The organism is Corynebacterium sp. (assembly GCF_052107835.1).
GTDB lineage: Bacteria > Actinomycetota > Actinomycetes > Mycobacteriales > Mycobacteriaceae > Corynebacterium.
The window spans coordinates 58908-76314 of the sequence record NZ_JBQEDF010000002.1 but is presented as its reverse complement, the minus strand read 5'-3'; the positions used below and the strand labels follow the sequence as shown (position 1 = coordinate 76314).

At 64.2% G+C, this 17407-nt stretch carries 13 protein-coding genes; 9 read left to right on the top strand and 4 right to left on the bottom strand.

The genetic code is table 11. The annotated features are described in order from the left end of the window. The first annotated feature begins 9 nt into the window (after positions 1–9). The 4 genes from ACTIL2_RS00815 (at position 10) to ACTIL2_RS00800 (ending at position 5380) form a co-directional block, all read left to right on the top strand. Positions 10–966 carry a bile acid:sodium symporter family protein gene (locus ACTIL2_RS00815; RefSeq protein ID WP_442335543.1) on the top strand — a complete coding sequence of 319 codons (957 nt, stop codon included), beginning with the start codon at positions 10–12 and terminating at the stop codon, positions 964–966. Continuing rightward, positions 963–2564, top strand: a complete 1602-nt coding sequence (locus tag ACTIL2_RS00810) for an NAD(P)-binding domain-containing protein (protein ID WP_442335542.1) — start codon at positions 963–965, stop codon at positions 2562–2564. Before ACTIL2_RS00815 ends, ACTIL2_RS00810 begins: the two co-directional genes overlap by 4 nt. Before the next feature lie 32 nt (positions 2565–2596). After that, positions 2597–3997, top strand: a complete 1401-nt coding sequence (locus ACTIL2_RS00805) for a nucleobase:cation symporter-2 family protein (protein ID WP_442335541.1) — start codon at positions 2597–2599, stop codon at positions 3995–3997. A 291-nt stretch (positions 3998–4288) separates the two neighbouring features. Then, the gene (locus ACTIL2_RS00800; RefSeq protein WP_442335540.1) at positions 4289–5380 is read left to right on the top strand and encodes an SGNH/GDSL hydrolase family protein; all 1092 of its coding nucleotides are present in this window, start codon (positions 4289–4291) and stop codon (positions 5378–5380) included. A gap of 18 nt (positions 5381–5398) precedes the next feature. Here the strand turns inward: ACTIL2_RS00800 and ACTIL2_RS00795 are convergent, their stop codons facing one another. Then, on the bottom strand, positions 5399–7255 hold the full coding sequence (locus ACTIL2_RS00795) for a glycoside hydrolase family 2 protein (protein WP_442335539.1): 1857 nt from the start codon (positions 7253–7255) through the stop codon (positions 5399–5401). A gap of 189 nt (positions 7256–7444) precedes the next feature. Between ACTIL2_RS00795 and ACTIL2_RS00790 the strand changes: the two genes are divergently transcribed. Next, positions 7445–8389, top strand: coding sequence for a hypothetical protein (locus ACTIL2_RS00790; RefSeq protein ID WP_442335538.1), 945 nt, complete (start codon positions 7445–7447; stop codon positions 8387–8389). 116 nt (positions 8390–8505) lie between these two features. Here ACTIL2_RS00790 and xdhB read toward each other — a convergent pair whose 3' ends face one another. The 3 genes from xdhB to ACTIL2_RS00775 are packed head-to-tail and all read right to left on the bottom strand — an operon-like array spanning position 8506 to position 12577. After that, positions 8506–10878 (bottom strand): xanthine dehydrogenase molybdopterin binding subunit, encoded by a 2373-nt coding sequence (gene xdhB, locus ACTIL2_RS00785; protein WP_442335537.1) that lies wholly within the window; start codon positions 10876–10878, stop codon positions 8506–8508. After that, positions 10875–12059, bottom strand: coding sequence for an ABC transporter substrate-binding protein (locus tag ACTIL2_RS00780; protein ID WP_442335536.1), 1185 nt, complete (start codon positions 12057–12059; stop codon positions 10875–10877). The genes xdhB and ACTIL2_RS00780 overlap by 4 nt, the downstream gene beginning before the upstream one ends. A gap of 23 nt (positions 12060–12082) precedes the next feature. Continuing rightward, a complete protein-coding gene (locus ACTIL2_RS00775) occupies positions 12083–12577 on the bottom strand; it encodes a nucleoside deaminase (RefSeq protein ID WP_442335535.1) in 495 nt (164 codons plus the stop codon). Between the two features lie 93 nt (positions 12578–12670). Here ACTIL2_RS00775 and ACTIL2_RS00770 point away from each other — a divergent pair, with 93 nt between their 5' ends. From ACTIL2_RS00770 to ACTIL2_RS00755, 4 genes are all read left to right on the top strand, one after another. Continuing rightward, the gene (locus ACTIL2_RS00770) at positions 12671–13588 is read left to right on the top strand and encodes a LysR family transcriptional regulator (RefSeq protein WP_442335534.1); all 918 of its coding nucleotides are present in this window, start codon (positions 12671–12673) and stop codon (positions 13586–13588) included. Between the two features lie 80 nt (positions 13589–13668). After that, positions 13669–14712, top strand: a complete 1044-nt coding sequence (locus tag ACTIL2_RS00765; protein WP_442335533.1) for a restriction endonuclease — start codon at positions 13669–13671, stop codon at positions 14710–14712. Positions 14713–14794: 82 nt separating this feature from the next. Continuing rightward, positions 14795–15742, top strand: a complete 948-nt coding sequence (locus ACTIL2_RS00760; RefSeq protein ID WP_442335532.1) for a hypothetical protein — start codon at positions 14795–14797, stop codon at positions 15740–15742. Positions 15743–16083: 341 nt separating this feature from the next. Beyond that, positions 16084–17364 (top strand): citrate transporter, encoded by a 1281-nt coding sequence (locus ACTIL2_RS00755; protein ID WP_442335531.1) that lies wholly within the window; start codon positions 16084–16086, stop codon positions 17362–17364. The last annotated feature ends 43 nt before the right edge of the window (positions 17365–17407 follow it).

Genomic DNA, 17407 nt, shown 5'->3' with positions numbered 1-17407 from the left:
TGCGGAACCATGAAGATCGACTGGTTCATCGTCTCGCTCCTCGGCGTCCTCGCCGTCGGGCTGGTCCTGCCCGCCAGCGGGAGCGCGTCCCAGGCGGTCTCGTGGATCGCGACCGGAGCCGTCGTCACCCTGTTCCTCCTCAACGGTCTGCGCATGTCCCCGGCGGATGTCTGGAACGGTGCGCGGAACTGGCGGGTCCAGGGGCTGATCCTGCTGACCGGCTACGTCGTCTTCCCCGTCCTGGTTCTGGCGGTCACCCTGGCCGCGTCCGGGGTTCTCGACCCGGATCTGGCGGCCGGACTGGTCTTCCTCAGCACCCTGCCCACTACGGTGCAGACCTGCGTGATCTACACCGTAGAGGCAGGCGGCAACGGGGCTGCGGCACTGACCGCCGCCACCGCCTCGAACCTTCTCGCGCTGGTCCTCTCCCCGCTGCTGGTCCTGCTGATGCTGGGGTCGCACGTGTCCATGGGCACCGGAACCGTTGTCAGCATCGTCCTCCAGATCCTCCTCCCGTTCGGCCTCGGGCAGTTCCTCCGCCCCTGGTGGGGACCGTGGGCCACCCGTCACGCCGGACGGCTGAAGTACATCGACCGCACCGCGATCCTCACCATCGTCTACTCCGCTGTCAGCGCCGCCACCCTCGCCGGTGTCTGGGAGACGGTCAGTCTCACCTCCCTGGCGGTGGTCGTGGGTGTGGCCCTCGGTCTGCTCCTCGTGGTCAGCGGATTCATCACGCTGGCCACCCGCACCACCCGGCTCCCCGGACCGGACCGTACTGCGGTGCTGTTCTGCGGCAGCCAGAAATCCCTCACCACCGGACTCCCCATCGCCGGGGCACTGTTCCCGGCCGGGGGTCTCGTCATCGTCCCGCTCATGATCTACCACGTCGTCCAGCTCATCATCGGCGCCGCGGTGGCACGCCGCATCGCGACATCGCCACAACCCGCCGGAGTCACCCCGTGACCACCCACCACCCCACGGAGAACACCATGGAACCCTCGCTGAACCTGACAACCGCCACCGGCATGCCGCTGCCGAGCGGCGAACTGCTCCCCGACGGAGATGAGAGAGTCGCCGCGCTGTCCGACCGCGTCCGCACCGACATTGACGTGACCTCACACCACGGCCCCTGGGTGCCGCACGATGATGATTCCGTGCTGGACGTCGTCGTCATCGGCGGCGGACAGGCCGGCCTCGGGGCCGCCTTCGCCCTGTCCCGGGAGGGGATCGACCGTGTCCTCGTCATCGACGACTCGTCCGACAGAGAGATCGGATGCTGGACCCGGTACGCCCGGATGCACACCCTTCGCAGCCCCAAGTGGCTCAAGGGAATCGAGCTCGATGTCCCCAGCCTGCACGTCCGGCAGTGGTTCGAGGCCGCGTACGGTGCAGCCGCCTGGGAGGAGATCGACTTCATCCCCCGCGTTGACTGGCACGACTACCTCCGCTGGTACCGGTGGGTGACCCGTGTCAGCGTCCGCGACCACACCACCGTCACCGACGTCGATCCGCCGGACGGGTCCACCGGTCCGGACGCGCCGTTCACCCTCACCGTCGAGTCCGGGGACACCACGGGGATCGTCCGGGCCCGCCGGGTGGTCTTCGCGCTGGGCCTCAATGGTGCCGGTGGTCCGCGGGTCCCCTCCATCATCGCGGACAACCTCCCGCGCGAGCGGTGGTTCCACACCGAGGAGAGGATTGACTTCAGCGAGATCGCCGGGCGTCGCGTCGCGGTCCTCGGCGGAGGATCCTCCGGCTTCGACAATGCCGCCCTCGCGCTGGAGAACGGGGCGTCCGCGGCAACCGTGTTCATGAGGCGGCAGGAGGTTCCCGTGCACAATTCCCTGCGGTGGATGGAGTTCCCCGGGATGCAGGAGCACTTCTACGACCTCACCGATGAGCAGAAGTGGGAGTTCTCCCAGTTCAACGGCGGTCTCCCCCAGCCGCCGACGCAGCACACCCTGTGGAGATGCTTCGGGCTCGACGGATTCTCCCTCCAGCTCGGGCAGGGGTGGGATGCCGTCGCCGTGGTCGACAACCCCGACGCCCCCGGCGGGCGGGAGGTCGAGATCACCACCACGGTGGACGGGGAAGCCCGTGTCTACCGGGTGGACTGGGTGATCGCCGGAACCGGGTACGACACCGATCTGCACCGGCGTCCGGAGCTCCGTCAGGTGGTGGATTCCCTCGCCCTGTGGAAGGACCGGTTCGAACCCTCCGACGGACAGCCTCTGGGCAACAGCCCCTACCTTGGCCCGGGTTTCGGGTTCACACCGGTGACCGATGACCCCGATCTGGCATGGGTGACACGGCTCTACCACTTCTCGACCGGGGCCAAAGCCTCCATGGGGTTGGCCGGCCACCAACTGTCCGGAATCTACGCCGGAGTCAAACGTCTCGGCTGGGGAATCAGCACCGACATCACCCGTGAGAACTGGCCCCGGATGATGTCGGAGTTCCGCGAGTTCGAGGACCGGGAAGTCAGCTTCATCGGCCCCTACCACCAGGGCGAAGGCTGGTTCCCCGGCCGCTCGTCCTACGCCACCGACATTGCGCGGTAGCAGCCACTGTCTCAGGAGTTCAGGAGGAACCCATGGGTAAGAACAGTACGAAACAGAAACCAGACACCACGCAGGACGCTGCGTTCATCGGCTCGGACGTCGACACATCCCTCGGCTGGAAGCTGAACTCGATGTTCGGCATCCAGCACGTCCTGATCATGTACGTCGGCTGCGTGGCTGTCCCGCTGGCCTTCGGTGCGGCGCTCGGACTGGATTCCGAGACGGTCGCGCTGCTCATCAACGCCGACCTGTTCGTGGCGGGCATCATCACGGTGCTCCAGAGTCTGGGCGTCGGGAAGATCGCGGGTGCCCGGCTCCCCATCATCGGCGGTGCCACGTTCGTCCAGGTGGCAACGATGATCTCCATCGGTCAGCAGTACGGGCTGCAGGCCGTCTACGGTTCCATGCTCGCCGGTGGCCTGATCGGGATGCTCCTCGCATGGCCGTTCAGCAGGATCCTCAAGTTCTTCCCGCCGATGGTCACCGGGTCGGTACTCCTGGTACTCGGAGTATCGCTGGTCAGCGTGGCGACTGACCTGGTGGTCGGGAGCCCCGATTCGGCCGACCACGGCAACCCGCGGAACATCGCCATCGCGCTCGTCGTGATCATCATCGCCGTCGTCGTCAGCGCCCTGGGAAAGGGGATGCTGAGCAAAGCCTCCCTGTTCATCTCCATGATCTGCGGAGTGATCATCTGCATCCCCTTCGGGATGGTGGACTTCAGCGACGTGACCGACGCGCAGATCTTCGGGTTGATCGCCCCGTTCCACTTCGGCGCCCCTGAATTCCCGCCGGTGGGCGTGATCAGCATGGCCATCATCATGGCGGTGATCTTCGCCGAGACCATCGCGAGCCTCTCCGCACTGAGTGAGATCACCGGGAAGAAGCTGTCGAAGGGAGATGTAGCACGCGGGCTGGCTGTCGACGGCTTCTCGGGCGTGCTCGGCGGTGTGATGAACGGGTTCATGGACACCGTCTTCAACCAGAACGTGGGTGCGGTGAAGACCACGCGCATCTACTCCCGCTACGCCACGGGCTTCGCCGGGATCTTCCTGATCATCCTCGGGCTGATGCCAGTGACCGGTGCGGTCATCGCGGCACTGCCGGAACCGGTGGTTGGCGGTGTGGGCCTGGTCCTGTTCGGGTCGATCGCCGTTGTTGGTGTGGGGACGCTGAAGAGCGTGTCCACGTCAGACACGATCAACTCGACCATCATGGCGCTCGCTGTGGGCGTGGGATTGATGACGAAATTCGCACCGACGATGTGGGACGAGTTCCCGGACTGGTCGCAGAGCATCCTGGCGGACGGCGTGGTCTTAACGGCCGTGACGGCCGTGCTGCTCAACCTGATTTTCAACCACACATCGATCGCGGACCGGGCACGGGCGAACAGACGGGAGGAGAAACCGGTGCAGTACTCGGCGTTCATGTAGTGCGGATGGGCGCTGAGTCCCGAACCGGAATATACTGTTATCCATCCACAACTCCACCGCCACGAAGGGCCCTCACACGTGACCAGGAAACCCGGAACAACGAGGGTAGGCCTCGGTCTCCTCTGCAGCGCTGCACTCGCCCTCGGGTTGGCGGTATCAGCCACCGCACTACCGTCATCGAGGTCCTCTTCCTCCCCTTCTTCATCCTCCTCCTCGTCATCATCGGTCGGTGGCTCGCTTATCCCGTCCCCTCCGGACGAAGGCACGTGGCTCGGGAGTTGGAGCGCCGCGATGACCGAACCCGATGTCGAGGGCACCATCTCAGGCGACGGATTCACCGACACCACGGTGCGGCAGTCCGCGCACCTGTCCATCGGTGGCCAGTCAGTGCGCCTCCGCCTCAGCAACGCCTACGGCACTACTCCGCTCGACGTCGGTGCCGTCACCGTCGCACCAGGCACGCCACTCTCGGAAGTCGACGAAAACCAGATCACCCTGGTCACCTTCGACGGCTCACCCTCCACCACTGTCCCGGTCGGACACGAACTGCTCTCTGATCCCGTCCCACTGTCCGTCGAACCGAACTCCGACCTGGTCGTCAGCATGCACCTGCCCGGCCCGACCGGTCCAGCCACCACCCACCCCCTGGGAATGTCGACGTCCTACATCGCCGACGGCGACCAGACCTCGGCAGGAACCCAGGTTTTCTCCGAGCTGGATCAAGGACGCTACTTCCTCCGCGGGGTGGACGTGACCTCGTCCGCCCAGAATTCTGTGGTGTTCTTCGGCGACTCGATCACCGACGGTCACTCGTCCACGGTGGACGCCAATCTCCGCTACCCCGATCAAGTGGCCGACCGACTGCTGGAGCGTCCCGTCCCCCAGCAGTGCGGCGTGCTCAACTCCGGGATCAGTGGCAACCGCCTCCTCACCGACGCCGGCACGAACGGCGATGCCGCGATTTTGCGGTACGACACAGACGTGATCGACCGGCCGGGTGTCGAGACCGTCGTCCTGCTGGAGGGCATCAACGACATCAGGACGACCGACGGCACTGTACCGGCAGAGGAGTTGATCGAGGTCTACCGCGAATTCATCGACCGCTCCCACGACAACGGCCTGCGCGTCATCGGAGCAACGCTCACGCCGTTCGGGGCGTCCGACCGGTACACCGATGCCGGCGAGGAAACGCGTCTGGCCGTCAACGAATGGATCCGCACCTCCGGCGAGTTCGACGACGTCATCGACTTCGATCACGCGGTGCGAGACCCCTCCAACCCCGGACAGATCGACCCCGAGCTCGACCCCGGCGACCATCTGCACCCGAACGACGCCGGCTACACGGCCATGACGGACGCGGTGGACCTGGAGTCGGTCTGCTAGGAGCTAAGCCGGATACGATCAACCCTCCTGCGGCACGGTCGCCCGGGCGAACTCTTCCGACATCAGCCGGTTCAGCTCGCGCATCCGTTCTGCGTCGATCTTCACCACGGACCGGTCGGCGGTCAGTAGGCCGTTGAGCTCGTCCTCGACATCGGACAATTGGGTGTAGACGACAGCGGAAAGCCCGGCGGTGATCGCGGGCAGCACCTCGTCACGGTGCAGGCGGTCGACAGCGTCCGCAAACTCAACGGCAGTCCGGAAACTCCGGTAGCCGAACTCCTCGCTGCCGCTGAACTCGTGGCCCTCCAGTCGCAGGCTGTACCCGCCGTACTCCGTCACCGCCACGGCACGCCCGTCGCTGCCCCACCCACTGTCCGGACTGATCGGGCGGGAGTAGATGTGCAGGCTGCGCATGTCACCGCCGCCCTGGTCATGCCAGCCACTGGCGTGGTCGATGATGCGGTCGGGGTCTAGGCGACGGACGCGGTCCGTGACCTCCAGGGCGTCGAACTGGCCCCAGCCCTCGTTGAACGGCACCCAGCACACGATCGAAGGAACACTGCCGAGCAATTCCACGGTGCGGTCGAGTTCGCGTCGGAACTCCTCGCGGCCGTCAGCGTCCTGACGTCCGAACACGCTGTAACGACTGTCATCGAGCTGCTCTGACATGCCCGCGGGAGCATCAATGACGGTGGGGTCGTAGCGCCGTCCGCCATTGACGAAATCCTGCCAGACCAGCATGCCGATCCGGTCACAGTGGTGGTACCAGCGCAGTTGCTCAATCTTGATGTGCTTGCGGAGCATCGTGAACCCGAGGTCCTTCATGGCTGTGATGTCGTGGACGAGGGCCGCGTCCGACGGCGCCGTGTAGAGACCGTCCGGCCAATAACCCTGATCAAGGACACCGGCGTGGAAGTACGGCTCACCGTTGAGAAAGAGTCTGGGAACCCCATTGCAGTCGGGCTGCATGTCAACCGAGCGCATCGCCGCGTAACTGGTGACGTGGTCGTCGCCGAGAGTGACCTCGAGGTCGTAGAGGAACGGGTCCTCCGGTGTCCACGGGTGCGCGTCCGGAATGGGGATCCGCACCTCCTCCCCCACAGGTGCGTTCACCTCGGCGACGGTGTCACCCTCGGCGAGGACGGTGACGTGCACGTCGGTGCCGGTGCTGGTGCCGGCGACTGACCCGGCGCCCGCGTCCACGACAATGCTGAGTGTGCCATCGACCAGGTGGGGACGGGTCCGCAACTTCCCGACGTGAACTGCGGGCACCGCCTCCAGCCAGACGGTCTGCCAGATGCCGGACTGCGGGGTATACCAGATCCCGCCGGGGTTGCTGGACTGCTTGCCACGCGACCGGTGGCTGGCATCGGTGTCGTCGGTGACGGCCACGGTGAGTTCGTGCTCGGCGCCGTCGGCGAGTTCGTCGGTCACATCACAGGTGAAGGGCCAGTAGCCACCACGGTTCGCTCCGACGCGTACACCGTCGATCAGGACGGTGCAGTCCTGATCCACCGCGCCGAAATGCAGGAGCACCCGGTCCGTGGACGTCGTGCGGAAATCCTGCGGCAGAGAGATAACTCGCTGGTACCAGAGCGTTTGGCCGACTTTGAGGCTGCGCCCAACGCCGGAGAGTTCGGATTCGGGCGAGAAGGGGACGATGATGCTCCCGTCCCAGGTGCCTGGACCGTGCTCGACACGCTCGCCGCGCTCACCGTGGTCGCCGCGCTCACCGTGGTGTGGCGCTGGACCGTCGGTAATCGCGTAGTCCCACCGTCCGTTGAGGTTGAGGTAGCTGTCACGGACGAGCTGCGGACGAGGATATTCCGGCAGTGGATCCTCCGGGTCCAGTTCTTCTGCCCAGCGGGTGTGCATGCGGTGTCCTTTCTGGTGCGGGGCGGGGTCTGCGTTCTCGTCGCCGACTGGTCGATCGATGACATGCCGACGTCCCCGCACAGGGTATTCGCGGTTCCCGGGCTTTTCGAACAGCACGCCGGCCATGTCCGCCCCTTGCCGTAGACATGTGGGTGCCGCGAATCACACCGGACTCTGAAGGGAACTCGCATGCTGTTCGACCACAACAACCTGGACCCCTCTTCTCGCGAACCAGGTCACGACCCGAACGATCCCCTCTACCACTACAGTCCTCACGTGGTGGACGACATCAGCCTCGACGGTGAGAGTCGCGACAACCCACCCGACCAGTTCATGGACGCAAAGCTTGAGTTGTCCCGGACAAAGAGACATGCCCTGGCGATGGACATGGTCGGGAACGTGGGAAGACTCAACCAGGGAATCTTCAACAACGCCATCGCACTCCAGACGTTTCCGCGGGCCACGCACCTCGAATCCGCCACGGGTTGGCGCACGCTCGGACGGCGGATCCTACCGGAGACACACCCTGCTGTAGCGCTGCGTGTGAACGGCCCCATCGAGTTCGTGTGGGGTATCGCCGACACCGTACCTCTTGACCAACACCACGACGTGACCGATCCGCGGGCCGAACGCAGGAAGATGTTGGACGGGCTGCACATCGATGTGTCCGAGGACCTCCACAGACTCATGTACTCGGGGATGATGGGGATCGATTTCCATCTCGTCGATGGGCAGGACGAACCGGTGACCCTGCAACGTCAAGAGATCACGGGAAAGAAGCGACACGTCATTGGCTGCTACTCCTACTTACTGCGATCTTCAACGACGGCTGACCCGGGTACCGTGTGGGATGCCCTGATTCGCACACTTGCCGGTATTCACCTCCGGCACTTCGGGCTCAAACCTGGAGCCATCACAGGCTCGCACCGCAACGGTATCGACCCTCAGGCACTTCTCTTCGAGCGGGAAGCTGTGGCATGGATCCTGGAACGCCGACGAAAGCCCCAGACTCCACCGCCGTCGGCACTGAAACCGTGGATTGATGGCGCGGAGATCCCCGGCGACGTTCGCCTTCGAATGGTCTTCACGGCGGCCGGCACGATCGACCGGTGTATGAGGTGGAACAGGCTGTGAGTAGGTATCGCCTGGGAGGGTAGCAAGGGCGCGACAGTGTCGACTTCCCCGGGGTGTTAGGGGTGTCCGCACTCGATGTGTGGCGTCCCAGGGTGGAACAGCGGGGCGAAAACGCCCTACGGCGCCACGCCCAGGACGGGGCGCTCCGGGGATGCAGCAGCGCCGCTTCCATGCCGAACTTCATCGACGGCCCAGAAGACCTCCTCGGGCGTGGACGGCAGCGGCAGAGCAACCCGAGGAGCAGCCCCACCGTCACCCGCCGATCTACCAAAAGCCCCCACCGCTTCCCGTAACGCCTCACGCACCGACAGCGCCAGCACCAGCGGCGGCTCCCCCACCGCCTTCGATCCGTACACCGCACTCTCCTGCCCGCCGTCCGCGCCGCTGACACGATCCTGGTCCAGGAAGGACACAGTGAACTCCCCGGGCATCTCCGACAGGCTCGGGATCTTGTAGGTGCCCGCGCCATTCGTCAGCAAACGGCCCCGCCCCGGACCGTCGGACTCGTCCCACCGCAGATCCTCCAGCGTCAGCCACCCCAACCCCTGCACGAACCCGCCCTCGATCTGCCCTCGGTCAATCTGTGGCGCCAGTGACTCCCCCACGTCATGCACCACGTCCACCCGCCGCACCTCGTACGAGCCGTCGTACCGGCTGACCTCCACCTCGGCCGCCGCGGCACCGTAGACGAAGTAGCGGAACGGTGAGCCTGTCACCGTTTCAGCGTCCCAGTGGATCCCGTCCGTCCTGAAGAAGCCGGACGCCGACAGTTGGACGCGCTGCATGTACGCCGTCGCCACCACCGACTCCCAGGACACTGATCCAGCACCCGGTGCGAACACCCGACCGCCGGAAAAACGGACGTCATCAGGATTCGTCCCCATCATGGTCGCTGCCACGCCCCGCAGCCGCGAGAGGATCTGCTCGCACGCGTTCTTCACTGCCCCACCGTTCAGGTCGGTCCCCGAGCTCGCCGCGGTGGCCGAGGTGTTCGGCACCTTGTCGGTCCGCGTCGGGGCCAGCCGCACCCGCGACACCGGCACCCCCAGAGCTCGTGCAGCGACACCGATCATCTTGGTGTGCAGCCCCTGCCCCATCTCCGTCCCGCCGTGGTTGATCAGCACCGAGCCGTCCTTGTACACCAGCACCAGCGCGCCGGCCTGGTTCAGCGTCATGAACGTGAACGAAATCCCGTACTTCACCGGCGTCACCGCCAAGGCGCGCTTCCGGTCAGTGTGCGAGGCATTGAACGCGGCGATCTCCGTCTGCCGCCGCGCAACGTCTCCCTCTGCGTGCACCTGTGACCACACCGCCTCCAACCGTGGAACCTGCGTGACGGTCTGCCCGTACGGCGTTGTCTGCCCCTCACGGTAGAAGTTCCGCTCGCGCAGCACTGACCCCGACAGCCCCAGCACCGGCGCCGCCTGCCCCAGGATCTCCTCGATCAGCACCATGCCCTGGGGCGCCCCGAAGCCACGGAATGCGGTCTGCGAGGTCTTGTGGCACTTCGCGATGCGCCCGTGCACCCGCACATTGGGCAGGTGGTAGGCACTGTCCACCGAACACAGCGAGCGTTCCAGCACCGCCTCGGACAGATCCAGGCACCAGCCACCATCGGCGGTCATCGTGGCGTCCAGCGCGGTGATGCGTCCGTCCGCGTCGAACCCCGCCTTCCAGGTGTAGTGGTAGCCGTGGCGCTTCCCCGTCAGGGCCATGTCCAGCGCCCGGGGAAGACGGATCCGGACAGGACGCCCGGTCAGCACCGCGCCGAGTGCGGCGACGGCGGCGAAACCGTGGTGCTGCATCTCCTTGCCGCCGAAGCCGCCGCCCATGCGCAAGCACTGCACGGTCACCGCGTGGCTGGGGATCCCCAGGACGTGCGCCACGATCTCCTGCATCTCGCTGGGGTGCTGGATGCTGGCGTGGATGAAGACCTGCCCGTTCTCGTCGACCAGCGCGATGCAGGTCTGGGTCTCCAGGTAGAAGTGCTCCTGCCCGCCGATCTCGGACTCACCGTCCAGGACGTAGGACGCTTCGCTGAATCCCGCATCGATGTCCCCGCGCACCATCGTCGGGCGCGCCCCGTGGAAGCTCCCGGCCGCGATCGCATCGGACAGGGAGACCAGTGACGGCAGCAGTTCGTAGGAGACCTCCACCGCCTCGGCACCCATCCTGGCCTGCTCGAGTGTCTCGGCGAGCACCCAGGCGACCGGCTGACTGTGGAACATGACCTCCACGTCCCCGCCGGGGAACAGCGGCTGGTCGTGGCGGACGCCGGCATCGTTGACCCCCGGCACATCCGCCGCAGTCAGCACCCGCACCACGCCGGGCATCGCCAGCGCCGCGTCCACCCCTAGGGACAGGACGCGCGCATGGGCGTGCGGTGACATCACCGGCCAGGCCTGCAGGACGCCGGACAGACGCCCCTGCAGGTCATCGGTGTACAGCGCCGCACCGGTGACGTGTCCGACCGCGCTCTCGTGGGTCACAGGGCCACGTCCGGGTCGAGGAACTCGTTGGTGTACAGGTCCTCGCCGCTCAGGTCGTCGGCAACCGCGTCGTCCTGCTCGGTGAAGATCGGCGTGAGCTGGTCAATCAGGGTGGACGTCCTGTCCTCGTCGAAGGACCCGAGTGTGCCGTCGGTGCCGTTGGCGACCAGGCCCTCCTCGCGCATTGTGGTTACTCCGTAGTCGGCGAGCTCGGGCCCGTAGATCCAGCCGGCATCGAACTGCTCAACGATGTCGACGACGAAGTCGTTGGTGGCGTCCGGTTCATTCATGTAGTCCGCGAGGCCGCGCTGCAGCACCGGGACCAGTTCGGAGAGGCAGTCGGACTGCTCCTCGACCTGGTCGCTGCGCATGGAGAGCGTGGACTTGTAGGTCTCGAATCCGGTCTCGTGGACGAGTTGGTAGTCCACCGGCTTCATCCAGCCGTCGACCTCGTTCTCGTACTGGAAGGGCTCGGTCGAGGAGAAGCCCTGCTGTGCCTTGGCCCCGTCAGCGGCGACGAAGTTCGACGGAGAGCCGTCGTAGCTGGAGTCCGTCTGCGACTCGTCGAGGATGCCCTCGCCGATGAGGTACTTCATGTAGGTCTCGTCGGAGAAGTACAGGACGTCCGCCCGCTCGTCCTTCAGGTCGGCGATGGTCTCGACGTCCGGGTAGGTCTCCGGATCCCACATGATCATGTGGGGGCTCACGTCCAGGGTGGACATCACGGATGTGGTGGGCATGTCCTCGGAGTGCTGGATGGCGGAGTCCATGTTCACGTAGCCGAGCATGATGTCCGGGTCCTGGTACATCAATGACGTGACGGCCTGGTTGCCGATGGCCGGCCCACCGGAACGGATCTCTAGGTCAACACCGGTGTAGCCGTTGTCGCCGTCGACGAGTGGGCCGGTGACGGCCTTGGCGTCCGTGTCGATGTTGATGGAGTCGGCGGTCTCCCCCTTCGCGTCGAGCAGTTCGTAGAGGTGTGCCTGCTCAGCACCGGGGAACCAGTCGGTCTGCACGGTGACGGTCTCGGGGCAGGACGCTGCGAGGTCGGTGGAGCCGATCTCGCCGTCGTAGCCGGAGGCGTTGTTGGTGGATGCGCTGTCGTCGCCGCAGGCCGCGAGGGACACGGTGGTGAGAGTGGCCAGTGCGGCGGCGCTGATGGTGCGGAAGGTTTTCATGTTCTCTCCTCGGTGGTACAAGCTCAGTGGTTCCAGAAACCGATGTGGGGTGCGGCGGCCTGGTCCTCGAGCAGTGGGCCGATGACCTGAATGTGGCGCTGTCCGCTGGACGCGACGGTGCGGCAGTCGAGACTCATGGTGGGGTTCTCGGGGTCGTCGCCGGTGAGTTCCAGCAGGCGGGCTTCGGACAGTCCATAGACGATGCGTCCGATGCCGGTCCAGTAGGCCGCGCCGGTGCACATCACGCAGGGTTCGGCGCTGGTGTACAGGGTGGACGCGGCCATCTGGTCGGAGGTTCGGTGGCGGGACGCCTCGGCCGCGGCGGTCAGTTCGGCGTGCTGGGTGGGGTCGCCCGGGGGCATGGAATTGTTGCTCCGTGAAGCGACAATCTCCCCGTCGGCGTCAACGACGAGGGAGGCGAAGGGGTGCCGGCCGTCGGCCTTGGCCTTGTCAGAGAGGTCGATGGCGTGCTTGAGGAAACGGAGGTCATTGTCGGTGGGGTTGTCTGCAGTCGTCACGAGAGGTGAGGGTATGACGGTGATTGCGATACGGGAAGTGAAGAACCATCGACATATCCGATGGGTCACTGTATTTCGCGGTACCCTTCCAGCATGCGACTGACACTTGAGCAGGTGGAGGCGTTCGTCCTCGCCGAACGACACGGGTCCTTCTCCGCCGCGGCACGGGAGATGGGACGCAGCCAATCGACGGTGAGCACATCAATCGCAAACCTGGAGATCGCGTTGGATACGGAGTTGTTCGACAGGACGTCGCGGTTCCCGAAGCTGACACCGGCCGGGGTTGCGCTGCTTCAGGAGGCGAAGGCGCTGTACAACCGCGGAGTCGAATTCGAGCGGCACGGGGACGCGCTGGCGGCGGGCGAACCGACGAATATCACTGTCGCTGTCGGAGTCCCCCACCGACAGGTCGCCCCGGTGTTCGCCCGCTTTGCCCAGGAATACCCGCATGTGGACCTGACGATCCAGAACCCGACGAACGGTGATGTTGCGTCACTCGTCCTGCAGGACGAGGCGCTGCTTGGGGTCGCGTTGGCTGTGCCGCAGTACCCGGAGGGGATTGCGTTTCGGCAGTTGGGACGGTTGATCATCTCGCATGTGGTGCACCGTGACCATCCGTTGGCTCGGTTGCAGCGGCCGTCCTTCGAGGACATGCGGGATGTGCGGCATCTGGCGTATACGGCGCATGCGGCGACATTGCCGACGAGTGAGTATCTGCAGTCGACGCAGACGTGGTTCTCGGATTCCTACCAGTCGTTGATCCACCTGACGTTGGCTGGTGTGGGGTGGGCGACGGTGCCGCGACAATTGGTCTTGTCCGAGATTGCCTCGGGCGAGCTGGTGGAGTTGAACTTGGGCGCGTACCCACACACGGACTGGTCGGAGAATGTGGATGTGCTGTGGCGCCGAGACCGACGCTTCCCTCCGGTCGAGGAATGGTTGCGGCTGCAACTGTGCCGGCACCGGGTGCATGAGATCGGGCGGGACGGACAGGATACGGCAGGGTTGTAGTCCAAGACACTTGCACTCTCCCCCACACAACTGCCGGTACCATTGCGCTGACTGATACTGACGATGACAGGCAGGAACACATGACACCACCGATGTGGGGAATCCACAATGACACTCTGACCGAGGAGCTTGTCGATGAAGGCTTCATCAGCATCGGCTGGGACGAACTCGGTGACCTCAGTGAAATCCGTAACGGGCGAACCGGGATTAAGAAGAATCTTACTGCTCTGCACCCAGACGACAAACCACGAAGTATCGCCGGCCAGGCCGGTGTCCTCTATCGCTTTTCGTCGGAAATTGCTCTCGGAGACATCATCCTCGCTCCGTACAAACCCGACAGCACAATCAACATCGGAGTTGTTACTGGGCCCTACCACTATCGAGGTGACGCCCCAACCCATCGACACCGTCGATCAGTACGATGGGTAAAGACTGGCTTACCACGTGCTGTGTTCAGCCAGTCTGCACTCTACGAATTTGGCTCGGCTCTCACACTGTTCAAGATCGCTCGTCACACCAAAGAGGTCGAGACAGTCCTCGAGGCCGACACCGATGATGCCGACCAGATGGCAGAAACCATCGACACGCTCCCCGGCCCTACACCAATCGACGATGCTAGCGACGATGAGGAGTTTGACCAGCCACGGGCCTCACGGATCGAACGCCACACACGAGATTTCATTCTTGAAGCCCTCACCAACAAAATCAACCCACGCGAGTTCGAAGAACTTGCGGCTGATCTTCTTCGTGTGATCGGGTATCAAGCCCGTGTAACGCAGTACTCCCAGGACGGCGGAGTCGACGTTATTGCGCACAAGGATCCTCTTGGGATTGAACCGCCGCAGATCAAGGCACAGTGCAAACAAAAGGTCGCCACGATAGGTTCGCCGGAGGTCCAACAGCTCGCTGGCACGCAGGGCGATGGCGAATTATGTCTGTTCTTCACTCTCGGAACGTACAGCCGCGAGGCCCTGGCAATAGAACGGCAGCGCCCGGGACTTCGCCTACTCTCAGGGGAGGACATCGTCACTTTGGTAATGGACAATTACGACAAACTCCCTGAGAGATGGCGTCGCACAATACCGCTTACGGCGGTCCTCGTAGTTTCCGATAACGTGGAGTGAGGGGAGCTTCTCCGAGTTCGGTGTAACGCCCCAGGAATGATTCTTCCGAAGGCACTCGAAGATGCCACGTACCATGGCCGACATGATCTCCGATTTCGACGAACTGCTCCGACATATTCGTCCCCTGCTCCCGGAAAACGGAGCGCCAATCGAGGTCGACGCCGAAGACTCCCTCACAGTAACTTGGCCCTCCTGCTCACTCATGGTGGATCGCTTCGCCGTTTCTACCAACCGGACGTCGATGCGCCGACTGACGGCGGACCAATCACCGGAACCAGGTGAGCATGTGCACCTCTGGATGTACCTCAAGGATTCGGCTGACAAACAGCTTTTGTCCCGACAGTCTGCGGATCCCGCAGCACTCGCAGCTCTCCTCGACCAGTGGTTCCACCCACCCGTGCCGAACCCGATCGAGTTAACCGTAGAGGGCCTTTCCTCTCCCCTCCGGGGATCGGTCCGGCTGACCATCGACATCCCAGAGTCGTTGCCAGGAGAAGAGTCACTGTGCCCCGAGGACGCCTCCGCACTGGCGAATCTGCTGAGGTCAGTGGACCCGGACGTCCTGTCTGAGCACTGGCCGCTGGATGCCAAGGGGCGTCCCAGCCCACGAACCACTGTCGTACTTGCAGTGTTCGGCCAGACCAGCACCACGAAGAAGCAGCCCTGCCTCACGGTGACAAGCGGAACGCTAAAGGATGCCACGGCATGCGCATCGATTAGCCTGCTCTTCGTCGATAACGCCCGACATAATTGGTCCGAGTTGCCCTGGCTCTGGCGGAATGCGGGAAATGGCGAGCCGGTACGACCTGTATCTGATCCCCCGACAACAGAGCCAGGCTGGTTCGACCGCTGCGCAGACAGCCACGGCATCATCGTCGACGACAGCGTCCGACTCCTCGCCGCTGGCCAACCCACGAGCAAGGTGGACCAAGTTTCCCCCAGCATGGCAGGACGAGTTGCGGAACAGTCTGGCGGCACTGAATCTCGCTGCTCTTCGCTCGGCGATGGCCTGGGCCCGCAGCCGGGCTGACGCTAGTCGGAAGACCCGATTGCCGACGGGGCAGCTCGAGCGGCGACTGTTGTTGTTTTCCGGACAGCGTCACCAGTCGAAGGAAGGACTTTTTCTCACTGAGTCTGAAACCGGTGAACCTGTACTCACCATCTCGCATTCCGCATCGAATGCCGTCATCCCGGATGAATGGTGGCAGAGGTGACTGAGCTCAAGGGCAAGCACCGAGAGATTGCGGTGAGTTGATCTGCTCAACCTCGTTGCGCTCGTTCGCGCGCCCCGGTCCATGCCGGACGCCAACTTAACTGCGTGGAAATGCCCTCGATCCTGAAACTCAACATATAAGTGATGAGATCATTTCCATGGTCGTCATTGCGCAAGTCATCATGGCTCTCACCCTGGTCCTCATGATGATCCAGAGACTCCCGCTCTACACCACCGCCGTTGTCGGCTCTGTCCTCGCGGCACTTGTTGCAGGTATCCCCTTCACCTCTGACGATGAAGAAGCCACCACAATCACTTCGCTCATCACCGACAGCATGCACCCAGTGCTCGCCGACATGGCCGGCGTCCTCCTCTTCATCGGGGTGATGGAGAAGTGTGGTTACCTGCAAGCCATCATCATGGCAATCATCCGCTTCAGCAACCGTGTTGGCGGCGGGCCGGGAATCGCTACCGGAGGTGGCATCGCCGCCGGTCTCATCGGCGGCTTCACTGGTTTCACGCAACCGGCCATCACCGGTGCGGTGACTGGTCCGGCCTCCGTGAAGCTCGGCGTAAACCCCAACGAATCCGCCGGCACACATGCCCATGCCGGGCACCTCGGGAATTTCGCCGGATTTACCCACCCGACACTGCTGGCGATTCTGGCGATAGCCGGAATCGGATTCGGATGGATCAACCTCGTCGGCCTGGTGACAGCGCTCGCCATCTTCGGATTCTCCTTCTTCAGGATGGTTCGCCACATCAATGGTCGCGTCACCTTGTCCGACGAGGAAACCAGGGAGGTCATGGAGGAGTTCGAGCAGGAGGGCGATCAGCCGTCCCCGTGGGTGGCCATCATCCCCTTCATCCTTTTGGTCGTTGGCTTCGGCGCTGGCCTGCCGGTCTTCGCCGTCGGCTTCATTGTCTCTGTACTGGTGATGATCCTGACCCGATCCAACCCGCGGGACGCCGAGGCTGCAATGCTGACCTCGGTCCAGAGGATCGCCATTCCCCTGATAGCCGTGGTCGGCTTCCTTTTCCTGTCCAGCACCATCAATGCGATCGATATCGATGAACTGCTGATCGATTGGGCCGAGCCCCTGATCGAAACGGCACCGATTGTCACCATGATCGTCGTCTCTGCAGTAGCGGGCTTCCTGACACAGTCGAATGCCGCATCCGCTGCGATCATCGTCCCTGTGGCCACGATCATCGCTACCCATGGCGGCGTGGACCCCCTGGCGCTGGCGGTGGCAGCCGCCGGCCCGACGGCCGTCACCCAGTACTTCCTCACCGGTGGCCCGGTGGCGGCACTGTCGACGACAATCCCGGTCGTTCCGGGATCAGACCTGAAAGCCGCCAACCGGTTCCAGCGGCCTTCTCAGCTCGTCGGTCTTGCGGTCGTTGTTGTCATCGCCCTCGTGCTCGGTGGGTTCTGAGACCGCGCTGCGCTAACAGCACCGCGCCGAAGCATCGCGGTCT